The organism is Rhizobium skierniewicense Ch11 (assembly GCF_023757665.1).
GTDB lineage: Bacteria > Pseudomonadota > Alphaproteobacteria > Rhizobiales > Rhizobiaceae > Agrobacterium > Agrobacterium skierniewicense.
This window is the reverse complement of the sequence record NZ_RXPG01000007.1, coordinates 14689-26930: the sequence shown is the minus strand read 5'-3', so window position 1 is coordinate 26930 and position 12242 is coordinate 14689. Positions and strand designations below refer to the sequence as shown.

The window sequence follows — 12242 nt, the reverse complement described above, 5'->3', positions numbered from 1 at the left end:
TATTGGGTTTGGCAGGGGCATGGGAAATGAATGATCAGGCGACAAACAATCGCAAGAAGGCCGCGAGAATGAGCGAGCGTAACGATCATCGGGACCCGATGACGCAGACCGCGCTGGCAACAGCCCACGAAGAAGAACGTAGCCAGCAGCCACTGGGTCGGGAAGCGCTGGATGTGGCGGTCGCGTGGTCAACCGTCGGCCTCTTTCTCATCGTTCTCATGGGTGTCATCCACTCGCTGTCGATCATCCTCATTCCCATCGTCATGGCGATCGTCGTCGGGATGATTCTGGGCGTCGCTGCCAGCAAGTTGAGCGCTTACGGCATCCCCGGCTTCGCGGTTGCGGTCATTCTATCGTCCGCCGTTGCGCTGGTGGTATTTCTGGTCATCAATTCGCTGGTCGACCCGCTGGCGACGCTTGCGCGTGAAGGCCCCGGCATTGCCGAAAAGGCCATCGACCGCATCGTGCCGTATCTGCAAGGCGTGCGGTGGCTTAATTTTTCCGCCGCCACCTTCAGTCTCAACTCCATCTCGATGGAATCGCTCATTTCGCGTAGCGGCGACATCATCGCCGTGATCGGCACCAACATCACGCCAGCGATCGTGCAAGGTCTGATCTTCTTTGCAGCCCTGTTGCTGTTTCTCTACAGCCGCATTCGCCTGCGCAAAGCCATGATCATGGCGTTTCCCCAGCGTCACCAACGTCTGCGCACCATCCGCACCATCGCCTCCATCGAGACTGTCTTGAGTTCCTATTTCGCGACAGCATCGATGATGTATGCAGGGCTGGGCACAACCATGGTCGTCATCGCCTATGTCGGCGGTCTCGCCATGCCGTTTTTGTGGGGATTGTTCGCGTTTCTTTCCAGCTTCGTGCCGTTTCTGGGCATCACCGCCATGACGCTGGCGCTGACGATTGCAGGTATCCTCACCCATGACAGTCTGGTTTTGGCGCTGATGCCCGCCATCATCTTCTTCACCATTCACCTCTTGATGGAGAACCTCGCTTTCCCCGCCGTGATCGGCAACAATATGGAAATCAACCCTTTCCTCGTCTTTGTCGCCATTATCTTCTGGACGTGGATGTGGGGCGCTGCCGGTGCCATGCTCGCCTTGCCCCTGTCCCTCATCGGCATGACAGTCGCCCGCGAGCTGTTTCCGTCCCGCCGCGTCGTGCCGAATTTGCCGTCCTGATCAATTCGACGGGGCGTTAAACGCCGGATCGTCCAGCCGGGTGAAGATGACGCCGCGGGCTTTGAGAGCCAGCAGGCCTTTGACCACGCCCTCGCCCGCTTCGTGCGTGGGCTGATTGATGTGGGAGATGACGACGTCGCCGTCTTTTGCGGAGGCGATGTGCTTGGCTGTGGTGCTGGCACCCAGCAGTGAGCCGCCGTCACCGTTGATGGAAAAGCCTGCGACGCGCTCGCCGAGCTGATTGATGGTCGCCATCGAGGAGTTGGTGTATTTGGCCGTCGCGCCGCGAAACCAGTGAGGCTGGTGGCCGGTGGCTGAGGCAACCGCGAGACTGCCGCCTTCCACTTCCTGCTCGACTGCCGCTGTCGATCCTGCGGCTGCGATGCCGTAGATCGAGACAGGCGTGTCAACCGCCGGAATGTGGTTTTCGCCGTGGTTCTCCAGTTCGAACAGGTCGGGATGCGACATCATCACCGCAAGTGCTTCAGGGTTGTGCTTCAACCAGCGCGCCGTGACGAAGATGGTGGCGGGAATTTTCTCGTTGACGAGCGTATCGAGAATCCGAAAATCCGTCTTGCCCATGCAGGCATCGAGCGTGATCGCAACGCGTGTGGCATGCGCCGCCTTACCGGGCTGCATTTTCAGTTTCGGCTCCAGCAGGCCGTTTCCCGCGAAAACGGGCGATGCGCAGGCGGCCATCGCTGCGGCAAAAGCAAGTGTCTTCAGCATGTCGGAGCCTTCTTCGATCAGGAGCCCAAGGCCATTCTGCCTGCAAAGTGCCGGAATTATGGCGTGGCGGCGGGCAGACCATCGAGTTCCGACAGCGTCGCCAATGCGTCTTCGACGCGCGCACAATCGCTGACGCTGAGCGGCATGACCGGCAAGGGCGGCTGGTGATGGGTCAGCGACAGGAGGTTTGCCGCCGCATAGACCACACGGTAGCTGCCGAACTCCTTGAAGAGAGCCCACATCGGCTGGAAATATGCCTCGATCCGCTGCACCTCGGCCTCATCTGCGGCTTTGGCTGCCCGCAGCAGGCGAAGGCTCGGCACCGGCAGCAGACCACCAATGACGCTGTACCAGCAATCCGCGCCTTGCAGCACCGCCTGCGACGCACCCCAGTCCCCACTATAGCCGATGGCGAACCCCTCACCCAGCCGTGGGCGCAGACGTTCCAGCTCATCCCTAAAAGCCATGTCGGAGGGCAGCGGCATCTTGGCGGCGCGGATATGCGGAATATAGGCCAAACGCACCAGGAGTTCGTCGCCGAAGACAAACTGGGTCGTGGACGGGTTGTTGTAGATGCACAGCGGCAGGCTCGTCGAACCGGCAACAGCTGCGAAGTGGTGGTAAGCCTCTTCCTGCGTCAACGGGGCGTAGGAGACAGGTGCCAGAAGCAAGGCATCCGCACCGGCTTTCTCCGCATCCCTCGCCAGCGCAACGGATTCGCTGGTGCGAAGAGCGCCGACACCGACGATCAGCGGCCTCTTGCCTTTGACGCATTCCGCAGCGGCTTGAACGGCCCGAAGGCGCTCGGATCGCGACAGATAGGCATAGCTTCCGGTGCTGCCCAAAAGCCCGACGCTATCGACATCTGCCGCATCCAGCCGCTCGATCAGCCGCGCCAATGCCTCGACATCGACAACGCCGTCTTCATCCGCCGGTGTCAGCGGAAACGCCGAAAGCCCGTGAAAACCCACATTCATAGACATATCCCCAAAACCCTCTCAAAAAAGGATTAAGCGGCAAATCGACGGGCGGCAATGTCAATATGAAATCAGTTAGATATCGTTGCCGAATGGCAACTCTGCCTTGGGCTGGGGCGGCACTTGTGGCCACCGAAATGTCCGAGCGGCGCTACCTCAATCATACAGGTAATGCTTCGCCCACTGTGCCTCAGGCACTTTGTCTCCGACCTTGTAGTCGAAGTCCTTGATGCCGAGCGTGGATGGTGTGATCTGGCATTTGTAGCGCAGCCGGTACCACTCGCCAGCACTTCTGAAAACCGCACCCGACGCCTTGATGCTATCGGAGGTCACGTCCGGGTCACCGAAAGCGTAAGCGATGACCTTGTCGGGCTTCATGCCCTTCTGTTCCTTGGCGATGCGCTCCATGGCTTCGATGTCGCAACGTTGCTCAAGGCGTTCTTCCGGGGCAAGGACGTTCAGCTGTCGGAGAACGTTGGCGTCGATAGCCAAGGCAGGCAACGCCATGGGCAGAGAGATCAGGGTTGCGAGAAGGGCAACGGACGTAAGCTTGTACATGGGATCCTGTCGGGCTCTTCGTTTCTTCTTTTTGTGATTCGCAGGGCAAATCCACCTGTGACACCCATCGGTACGGATGTGTCAGATTTGCGATCTAGTGGGAAAATGTGATCGAAAGCTGACCAAATTGTGCCGAGCGGATCTTCTCCCGAATAAGTTTTCCTCCTTGATAGACCTGTATCCGCGCTCTACATCTTCGTGCACACGCAGACCGATTTCCCATGAAAGCGAGTACCTCTTGTCCATTTTCAAAAACCTGCCTGCAGCCCCCGTTGCAGAAAAGAAGCCGGTAACCGACACCCATCACGGCGTGACCCGCACGGATGATTATGCGTGGTTCCGGGCAGATAACTGGCAGGCGATGTTCAAGGATCCGACGCTCCTGGACCCCGCCATTCGCACCCATCTGGAAGCGGAAAACGCTTATATGGAAGCGGCTATGGCTGATACCAAGCTATTGCAGGAAAAGCTGTTCGAAGAGATGAAGGGCCGCATCAAGCAGGATGATTCCTCGGTGCCGGTCAATGACGGTCCCTATGCCTACGGCACGCTGTTCGTGACGGGTGGGGAGCAGCCGCATTATTTCCGTACGCCACGCGGCGGCGGCGAGAAGCACGTCCTGCTGGATGGTGACAAGGAAGCCGAAGGCAAGGATTATTTCCGTCTCGCCGGCCTCGACCAGACATCCGATCACAGTCGCGGCATCTGGGGTTATGACGACAAGGGTTCGGAATATTACACGCTGCGGGTTCGCGAACTGGAAAGCGGCGTCGATCTGGCAGACGTGATCGAAAACACCGCCGGTGGTGGCGCATGGGCGCCGGATGGCAAGAGCTTTTTCTATTCGCTCCAGGACGAAAACCACCGCCCCTCCAAGGTCTTCCACCATATTATCGGGCAGCCGCAGTCCTCCGACCGGCTGGTTTATGAGGAAAAGGACCCTGGCTTCTTCATGGGCGTGGGCGCGTCGGTTCTCGATGATTTTATTTTCATCGATATCCACGACCACGAAACCAGCGAATACCGCATTCTCTCCACAAAGGATTTGATGGCAGAACCACAGATCGTGGCGGAGCGTGAGGAAGGCATCGAATATTCGCTGTGCGAGGGCGGCGACGTCTTCTACATTCTGACCAATGACGGCGACGCCAAGGATTTCCGGATTTGCCAGACGCCGGTAACGGCACCGGGCAAGGAAAACTGGACGGAGGTCGTGCCGCACGAGCCGGGCCGTCTCATTCTCGATATCGATGCCTATGCCCGTCACCTGATCTGGCTGGAGCGCCGCGATGGCCTGCCGCGCATTGTCATCCGTGACCGTATGAGCGGTGAGGAACACAGCGTCGCCTTTGACGAAGAAGCCTATTCGCTGGGTCTGCATGGTGCTGCCGAATACGACACCAACGTTATCCGCTTCAGCTACTCCTCGATGACGACGCCAAGCCAGCTGTTCGACTACGACATGGTGACGCGCGAGCGGACACTGCTCAAGACGCAGGAAGTACCGTCAGGCCATAACCCTGATGATTACGTTACCCGTCGCATCATGGCGACATCGCATGATGGCGCGTTGGTGCCGGTGTCCCTGCTCTACCGCAAGGACGTGGCGCTGGATGGGTCTGCTCCTTGTCTTCTCTACGGTTACGGCGCCTACGGCATCTCCATTCCGGCATCTTTCAGCACCAACAATCTGTCGCTGGCCGATCGCGGCTTTGTCTATGCCGTGGCTCATATCAGAGGCGGCAAGGACAAGGGTTTCGAATGGTACGAAACCGGCAAGATGGAGCACAAGCAGAACACGTTCAAGGACTTCATCGCCGCAGCTGACCATCTGGTGCAGGAGGGCTTCACCTCCTATTCCGGCATCATTGCCGAAGGTGGGTCTGCCGGTGGCATGCTGATGGGTGCTGTCGCCAATATGGCGCCTGAGAAGTTCGCAGGCATCATCGCCGCCGTTCCCTTCGTGGACGTGCTGACGACCATGCTGGACGATACCCTGCCGTTGACGCCGCCTGAATGGCCCGAATGGGGCAACCCGCTGGAGTCGGAAGAGGAATACCAGTGGATCGCCGCCTACAGCCCGTACGACAACGTGACGGCGAAGTCCTACCCGCCGATGCTCGCCATTTCCGGCCTGACCGACCCGCGTGTGACCTACTGGGAGCCGACAAAATGGGTGGCGAAACTGCGGGAGCATACAACGGGTGACGCGCCAATCCTGTTGAAAACCAACATGGCGGCGGGCCATGGCGGAAAGTCCGGTCGCTTCCAGCGGCTGGAAGAGATCGCCTTTGAGTATGCGTTTGCGTTGAAGGTAGCGGCCAAGGCTGCTGTTTAAAGGTCGGCAAACGTTTCCTCGTCGTCATGCTCGGGCTTGTCCCGGGCATCTGCGACGTTGCATGCGCAGAAGTGGGATTAGATCCTCGGGACAAGCCCGAGGATGACGAACTCGATGGAAATCGGAGGAAAATACCTTCCGAAATGCCTTTTGTGAGATTTTTTTCCACAAAAAATCGTGACTTCAATTTATCTGAATATATATTCGAATATATCTGAATTAACATTTTTTACATGAAAAATTCTTGATATCATCAAGTCAAAAAATCAATCATGGAAGTATTATGTGAAACCAGAGATGGTTCCGGATATCCGCGCATGGCTGCATTGCCACATTTTGCGTTGCAATATCATCTTCTCGCCGTATTATAGAAGGCGTTGACATATTTATGCGCTTTTCCGCCGCTGTGATCGTGGCACTCTTCGTCGCTCCGTAGCGGCTTTTCTTTGACGGCTTCTCGTTCGTCTTTCCGCGCGTGTCATTCGACATGGAGCCTTCGCAAGCTTGCTCGCGAAATCCACGCTCCGTGGCCTTAGCTTTGCGTTCCGGCAGCGACATCGTTGCGCCGACGCTTTTGGCAGGCCGGGCTTTGCAGTGCCCCGGTATGCCTCACATAAACACTGCATTAGACTTGGGGGTCTTACACATGAAGAAACTCCTCGCCTCGACCATTCTTGTCACGGGCTTCATCCTTGCCGCCGCTGCTGCAAGCTCCGCCAATGCCGCTGAAGACTGCGGCAATATCTCCATCGCAGAAATGAACTGGGCATCCGCTGGCGTTGCGGCTTATGTCGACAAGTTCATCATGGAAAACGGCTATGACTGCACGGTCGATATCGTGACCGGCGACACCACGCCGACCTTCACCTCCATGAACGAGAAGGGACAGCCGGATATGGCGCCTGAAATGTGGGTGAATACGCTGGGCACCCCTTACGAGGAAGCCGTCAAATCCGGCAACCTCATTCAGGACGTCAAAATTCTGAGCGACGGCGGTATCGAAGGTTGGTGGATACCAAAATATCTCGCCGACGCACATCCCGACATCAAGACGGTTGAAGATGCGCTCAAGCACCCAGAACTGTTCCCCGCTCCGGAAGATGCCAGCAAGGGTGCCGTCTTCGGTTGCCCACCCGGCTGGGGTTGCCAGCCAACCACCGCCAATCTGTTCAAGGCGCGAAAGGCGGGTGAAAAGGGTTTCACCCTGGTCGACACCGGCTCCGCCGCTGGCCTCGATGGCTCCATTTCCAACGCCTATGAGAAGAAGCAGGGGTGGCTGGGCTATTACTGGGCACCAACCGCGATCATGGGCAAATACGACATGGTCAAGCTGGACGACGGCGTGCCGCTCGACCGCGAAGCCTATGACAACTGCATCGCCAAGGCCGATTGCGCCGATCCCAAACCGAACGCCTACCCCGTCGCTGACGTCTTTACCGTCGTGACCAAGGAGTTTGCCGAAAAGGCTGGGCCATCTGCCGAATACGTCAAGAAGCGCCAGTGGGATAACGAAACCCTGGCCAAGATTTTGGCCTGGATGGACGAAAACCAGGGCACCAATGAAGACGGTGCAGCTTATTTCCTCGAAAACCACGAGGACATCTGGACCAAGTGGGTTTCGCCCGAGGTGGCTGAAAAGATCAAGGCTTCGATCTGATGTGAGTGTGATTGGCGTGCATGGCCGTTCGGTCATGCGCGCCAATCCCCCTCTGCCTGCCGGCATCTCCCCCACAAGGGGGGAGAAAATTCGCCACGACATCTTGCCTATCTCCACCGTCGAGATTGAAGAAGGCGCGTGCTGCTAGCGTTCTCCCCCCTTGTGGGGGAGATGCCGGCAGGCAGAGGGGGTCTTCCGCACCCATAAGCCCCTCCAACAAAACTAAGGGAAAACAACAATAATGGCCCTCTGTAATCTTCTGCCGGATATGCTGTGCAAATTTCCAGAAATTGGCAACAGCACCATGCGCGTGGCCCGCAAGACAATCGATGACGGGTTTCGCGACATCGTTCGCAGCTACGGCGATGTCATCGACACGATCGTGCACCCGCTGCAACTGTTTCTGAATTCGTCCGAACGCTTCTTCACGCAGACGCCGTGGATCATCATCTTTCTCGGCCTGCTGGCCATGGTGCATCTGGCCGGACGCAGCTTCCGCATCACGCTCGGTACCGCTGTTTCGCTGTGCCTGATCGGCGCGGTTGGCCTCTGGCGGGATGCCATGACGACGCTGTCCATCGTGGCAATCGCGACGCTGATTGCCGTCGCCATCGGTCTGCCGCTGGGCATTCTCATGGCGCGGTCCGAGAGGCTTCAGCGCTTCATCAACCCCACGCTGGACGTGATGCAGACGATGCCGAGCTTCGTCTACCTCATCCCCGTGGTCGTCATCTTCGGTATCGGCAAGGTGCCGGGCCTGATCGCTGTCGTCATCTATGCGATACCGCCGATGATTCGCCTGACCAACCTGGGCATTCGCATGGTGGACCGGGAAACGCTGGAGGCGGCTGATGCCTTCGGGTCTTCCAACACCCAGAAGCTGTTCAATGTGCAACTGCCATTGGCGTTGCCCACCATCATGACCGGCATCAACCAGACCATCATGATGTCGCTCGCCATGGTCGTGGTCGCATCCATGGTCGGCGTCGGCGGCTTGGGCAAGAACGTGCTTCAGGCCATCAACAACCAGTTCTTCACAATCGGCTTCCTGAACGGCTTCGCACTGGTGGCCATCGCCATCATGTTCGACCGTGCCAGCCAGGCCTTCGGCAAGCGTTTGCAGAAATATCGCGAGGTGCAACATGGCTAAGGACATCGAAATCCGGAATCTTTACAAGATCTTCGGCAAGCACCCCGAGAGACATCTCGATGCCGTTAAGAACGGCTTGAGCAAGACCGAACTGAACGACAGGCACAACCATGTGCTGGGTCTCAACGACATCAACATCACCATGCCCGGCGGCAAGATCACCGTCGTCATGGGCCTCTCGGGCTCTGGCAAGTCCACGCTCATCCGCCACATCAACCGGCTGATCGAGCCGAGTGCTGGCGAAGTGCTCTATGACGGACAGGACATCTGCTCCATGGGCAGTTCCAGCCTGCGCGATTTCCGTCGCCACAGGACCGCCATGGTATTCCAGAAGTTCGGTCTTTTGCCGCACCGGACCGTGCTGGAAAACAGCGTCTACGGTCTCGATATTCAGGGCGTGTCGCGCAAGGACAGCCTTGAAAAGGGTCGGTACTGGCTGAACCGTGTGGGCCTCGATGGTTACGAGGACAACTATCCCAACCAGCTGTCCGGTGGTATGCAGCAGCGGGTGGGCCTTGCCCGCGCACTGACCAACGATGCCGACATTCTGTTGATGGATGAGGCCTATTCCGCGCTCGACCCGTTGATCCGCGTCGATATGCAGACGATGCTGCTCGATCTTCAGCAGGAGTTGCAGAAGACCGTGGTTTTCATCACGCACGATCTGGACGAGGCCTTGCGGCTGGGTGACCATATCGCAATCCTCAAGGATGGCGAAATGGTCCAGCAGGGCGACGGGCAGAGCATCATCCAGCACCCGGCCAATGACTATGTCAGCGACTTCGTGCGGGACGTAAACCGCGGACGCGTGCTTCAGGCAACGACGGTCATGGAACCGGCCATCCCAGCGCAGGAAACGATTTCGGTTCTGGAGACCGACACGCTGGAAAACATCGCCCGTGATATGACCGACGCCAATGAAACCACCGCGCAGGTGGTGGACGAGGACGGCAAGACGGTGGGCAGCATCGGCATCGAGACGCTGATGGCCGCCATGGTGACGCCTGCCACGCAGGATGACGAGGCACTGGATGAAGCAACCCCGCCGCAAGCGGTGGCAACGGAGCCTGCGCCTGCGCCGGAAAAGCGCATCGCCTGATTCTCCTGGCCCTTCGCGACTGACGTTGCGGAGGGCATCCTGCCTGGAAAGGGAATCGTCAAAAGCTGGCCTTTTCCCATTTTGCAAGCCCCAAAAATGCAAAAACGAAGCACCACTTTCAGACCTGTCAAGCACTCAACACACAGCCGAGTGCGACGACGCAAGCCTCGCGCAAGCTTCAGCCATTAATACTTCGTTAATCAGGCAGAGAGAGGCTTGCTATGAATATCGATAACAATATCGGCGGATCGGCGCATCATCCCCGGTCGCAGCACATTGAAAAGCGATCGACCGAGACCGTTGCACCAGAACATCAGCAGGCGACGCGGAGCGGCAGCAAGATATCCTTCGTCAACGCGCTGGAGGCGACATCGCTTGCCAACGTTCTGTGGACCGTGAACAACGAAGCCGCAGCCAATGACGCCGCCTCCCAGAGCAGCGCTGCTCAGCCTATGTCTCAAGTCGAATCCGTGTGGCTCCGTCAGGCCTATACCGAACATTGAAAAATCATCGCGCCTTTTGACAAGGCGTGGTCAGATGACAGATTTATCGTTAACACCGGATTAACGAGCGGCGCAGTCCGTCTTTATCGGGCCTTCACTCTTCAGAACGCCCCGCCCCTCTTGCCTCATCCCGGATGAGCCGCGTTGATTTCCACGGTGATGTGCGACAATTCCCCAATCGCTTCCAGCTTCTGTCGATAGAAGGATGGCGCTTGCGGAGACGGTGACCGGATGGCAACGATGGCCGCATGATGCCCCGGCCCCACCTGCCAGACATGCAGATCGGTAATCCGCTCCTCCGCCGTTTCCAGCCTGCTGCGAATTTGCGTCGACAGATCGCCAGCGCGCGGAACCGCATCCACCAGCACCGCCCCCGTTGACCGCAACAGCCCCCAGGACCAGCGGGCAATGACGATGCCGCCGACGATGCCCATGGCCGGATCGAGAAACGTCCAGCCGTTCCATTTGCCCAGGAACAGCGCAACAATGGCGAGAACCGATGTCAGCGCATCGGCCAGCACATGCAGGTAGGCCGAGCGCAGATTGTTGTCCTTGCTGCCATGGCTTTCGTGGTGAGCGTGATGGCCATGATGGGCGTGACTGCCATGCGTATGCCCATGGCCGTGCCCATGGTCGTGATGATGGTCGTCATCCTTCAGCAGCCATGCGCTGACGATATTGACGACGAGACCGATGGCTGCAACGGCAATCGCCTGATTGAAATCGATGTCCACGGGCGTAAAGAAACGCAACAGGCTTTCCCAGGCAATCATCAGTGCGGCGACGCCCAGCACGACGGCGCTGGCGAAACCCGCGAGATCACCGAACTTGCCGGTGCCGAAGGTGAAACGGGCATTCTTGATCTGGCGACGGGCATAGAGATAGGCGAGCGCCGAAATCAGCATCGCACCGGCATGGGTCGCCATATGCCAGCCATCCGCCGTCAACGCCATGGAGCCGAACCAGCTTCCCGCCGCGATTTCCGCTACCATCATCACCGTCGTAAGCGCGATGACCGCCCAGACCCGGCGTTCGTTGCGCGCATGGTCCTCACCCAGAAAGACGTGGCCGTGCGTGCCGTGTGCATGAGCATGGGGATGGGAGTGATCAGTCGTTACCGTCATGGCGCGCCTCTATCGAATGTAGGTTTTCAGAACCTGCGCCAACTCTTCCGTGGCGCGGGCACGCTCCTCGTCATCTTGCGCATGCAGGACATGCTCATGCAGGTGCTCCAGCATCACCTCGCCTGTCAATCCTGATAGCGCACCGCGCACGGATGCCAGCAATTGCAGCACCTCTCCGCACGGCTTGCCGCCTTCCAGCGCGCGCTCCACCGCCTCCATCTGCCCCTTGAGGCGACGAATGCGCGCAACGAGCTTGTCCTTGTTCTCGGTCGTGTGTGACATGGGGTTCTTTCAAGATAGTATAGGGGGGTATCCTATAAGGATCTCACCATCTGCGCAAGCACCCTCACACGTCGCCTTGTCACCCTTGCTGAAATTATCTATATCTCTAGAAGCTATAGATAAGGAGAGAGATCATGTATTCGATTGGCGATCTGTCGCGAAATACCGGCGTGAAGGTGCCGACCATTCGCTATTACGAGCAGATGGGGCTGTTGCGGGCGGCAGAACGCTCGGAAGGCAACCAGCGCCGTTACGAAAAATCCGATCTGGAACGCCTCGCCTTCGTGCGCCACGCGCGCGACCTCGGCCTCAACATCGATGCCATCCGCGAGTTGATCGCGCTCAGCCAGCACCGCGAAATGCCCTGCGCCGGCGCAGACCGCATCGCCGCCGACCACCTGACAACCGTCCGCGAAAAGATCGCCAAGCTCAAAAAGCTGGAGCACGAACTGGAACGCATCGTCTCCCACTGCGACGGTCATTCGATCGAGGACTGCTATGTTATTCGAGCGCTATCGAACCATGATCTGTGTGCGCATGAGCATTGAGGGCGCGGATCGACGGCCCGAGCGATGCCCATGATAACCTGAATGATGGCTGGGTCCAAATTCAGCGATGCCCCCCCCGAGGCT

At 58.3% G+C, this 12242-nt stretch carries 12 protein-coding genes; 7 read left to right on the top strand and 5 right to left on the bottom strand.

Features of this window, described 5'->3' with window-relative positions; all coding sequences use genetic code 11:
- Nucleotides 1-98: 98 nt before the first annotated feature.
- Nucleotides 99-1193, top strand: a complete 1095-nt coding sequence (locus tag EKM04_RS06975; RefSeq protein WP_412762987.1) for an AI-2E family transporter — start codon at nucleotides 99-101, stop codon at nucleotides 1191-1193.
- Here EKM04_RS06975 and EKM04_RS06970 read toward each other — a convergent pair whose 3' ends face one another.
- From EKM04_RS06970 to EKM04_RS06960, 3 genes are all read right to left on the bottom strand, one after another.
- Entirely contained in the window at nucleotides 1194-1922 is a 729-nt protein-coding gene (locus EKM04_RS06970) for a polysaccharide deacetylase family protein (RefSeq protein WP_183897140.1), read from the bottom strand.
- A gap of 56 nt (nucleotides 1923-1978) precedes the next feature.
- Nucleotides 1979-2905: a dihydrodipicolinate synthase family protein gene (locus tag EKM04_RS06965; RefSeq protein ID WP_412762984.1), complete on the bottom strand. Its 927-nt coding sequence runs from the start codon at nucleotides 2903-2905 to the stop codon at nucleotides 1979-1981.
- Between the two features lie 150 nt (nucleotides 2906-3055).
- Complete coding sequence (locus EKM04_RS06960) at nucleotides 3056-3457, bottom strand: DUF930 domain-containing protein (protein ID WP_174152395.1); 402 nt, start codon at nucleotides 3455-3457, stop codon at nucleotides 3056-3058.
- A gap of 238 nt (nucleotides 3458-3695) precedes the next feature.
- On the opposite strand from EKM04_RS06960, the gene EKM04_RS06955 reads away from it, so the two are divergent.
- The 5 genes from EKM04_RS06955 (at nucleotide 3696) to EKM04_RS06935 (ending at nucleotide 10204) form a co-directional block, all read left to right on the top strand.
- The gene (locus EKM04_RS06955) at nucleotides 3696-5795 is read left to right on the top strand and encodes a S9 family peptidase (RefSeq protein ID WP_183897142.1); all 2100 of its coding nucleotides are present in this window, start codon (nucleotides 3696-3698) and stop codon (nucleotides 5793-5795) included.
- Nucleotides 5796-6441: 646 nt separating this feature from the next.
- Complete coding sequence (locus EKM04_RS06950) at nucleotides 6442-7452, top strand: ABC transporter substrate-binding protein (protein ID WP_183897143.1); 1011 nt, start codon at nucleotides 6442-6444, stop codon at nucleotides 7450-7452.
- Nucleotides 7453-7693: 241 nt separating this feature from the next.
- Complete coding sequence (locus tag EKM04_RS06945) at nucleotides 7694-8602, top strand: ABC transporter permease (protein WP_183897144.1); 909 nt, start codon at nucleotides 7694-7696, stop codon at nucleotides 8600-8602.
- The gene (locus EKM04_RS06940) at nucleotides 8595-9701 is read left to right on the top strand and encodes a quaternary amine ABC transporter ATP-binding protein (protein ID WP_183897145.1); all 1107 of its coding nucleotides are present in this window, start codon (nucleotides 8595-8597) and stop codon (nucleotides 9699-9701) included. The genes EKM04_RS06945 and EKM04_RS06940 overlap by 8 nt, the downstream gene beginning before the upstream one ends.
- A 221-nt stretch (nucleotides 9702-9922) precedes the next feature.
- Nucleotides 9923-10204 (top strand): hypothetical protein, encoded by a 282-nt coding sequence (locus tag EKM04_RS06935; RefSeq protein WP_183897146.1) that lies wholly within the window; start codon nucleotides 9923-9925, stop codon nucleotides 10202-10204.
- A 125-nt stretch (nucleotides 10205-10329) separates the two neighbouring features.
- Here EKM04_RS06935 and dmeF read toward each other — a convergent pair whose 3' ends face one another.
- Together dmeF and dmeR are read right to left on the bottom strand one after the other, a co-directional pair.
- Nucleotides 10330-11328: a CDF family Co(II)/Ni(II) efflux transporter DmeF gene (gene dmeF / locus EKM04_RS06930; RefSeq protein ID WP_183897147.1), complete on the bottom strand. Its 999-nt coding sequence runs from the start codon at nucleotides 11326-11328 to the stop codon at nucleotides 10330-10332.
- 9 nt (nucleotides 11329-11337) lie between these two features.
- Entirely contained in the window at nucleotides 11338-11610 is a 273-nt protein-coding gene (gene dmeR, locus EKM04_RS06925; protein WP_174152388.1) for a Ni(II)/Co(II)-sensing transcriptional repressor DmeR, read from the bottom strand.
- A 134-nt stretch (nucleotides 11611-11744) separates the two neighbouring features.
- Here dmeR and EKM04_RS06920 point away from each other — a divergent pair, with 134 nt between their 5' ends.
- Nucleotides 11745-12158 carry a MerR family transcriptional regulator gene (locus EKM04_RS06920; RefSeq protein ID WP_183897148.1) on the top strand — a complete coding sequence of 138 codons (414 nt, stop codon included), beginning with the start codon at nucleotides 11745-11747 and terminating at the stop codon, nucleotides 12156-12158.
- Nucleotides 12159-12242 lie beyond the last annotated feature (84 nt).

Excerpts from the sequence above, each read along its gene's own strand:
- EKM04_RS06950 (WP_183897143.1), top strand. The coding sequence starts at position 6,442 with ATGAAGAAACTCCTCGCCTCGACCATTCTTGTCACGGGCTTCATCCTT.
- dmeR (WP_174152388.1), bottom strand. The coding sequence starts at position 11,610 with ATGTCACACACGACCGAGAACAAGGACAAGCTCGTTGCGCGCATTCGT.
- EKM04_RS06945 (WP_183897144.1), top strand. The coding sequence starts at position 7,694 with ATGGCCCTCTGTAATCTTCTGCCGGATATGCTGTGCAAATTTCCAGAA.
- EKM04_RS06920 (WP_183897148.1), top strand. The coding sequence starts at position 11,745 with ATGTATTCGATTGGCGATCTGTCGCGAAATACCGGCGTGAAGGTGCCG.
- EKM04_RS06935 (WP_183897146.1), top strand. The coding sequence starts at position 9,923 with ATGAATATCGATAACAATATCGGCGGATCGGCGCATCATCCCCGGTCG.
- EKM04_RS06960 (WP_174152395.1), bottom strand. The coding sequence starts at position 3,457 with ATGTACAAGCTTACGTCCGTTGCCCTTCTCGCAACCCTGATCTCTCTG.
- EKM04_RS06970 (WP_183897140.1), bottom strand. The coding sequence starts at position 1,922 with ATGCTGAAGACACTTGCTTTTGCCGCAGCGATGGCCGCCTGCGCATCG.
- dmeF (WP_183897147.1), bottom strand. The coding sequence starts at position 11,328 with ATGACGGTAACGACTGATCACTCCCATCCCCATGCTCATGCACACGGC.
- EKM04_RS06940 (WP_183897145.1), top strand. The coding sequence starts at position 8,595 with ATGGCTAAGGACATCGAAATCCGGAATCTTTACAAGATCTTCGGCAAG.
- EKM04_RS06965 (WP_412762984.1), bottom strand. The coding sequence starts at position 2,905 with ATGTCTATGAATGTGGGTTTTCACGGGCTTTCGGCGTTTCCGCTGACA.
- EKM04_RS06975 (WP_412762987.1), top strand. The coding sequence starts at position 99 with ATGACGCAGACCGCGCTGGCAACAGCCCACGAAGAAGAACGTAGCCAG.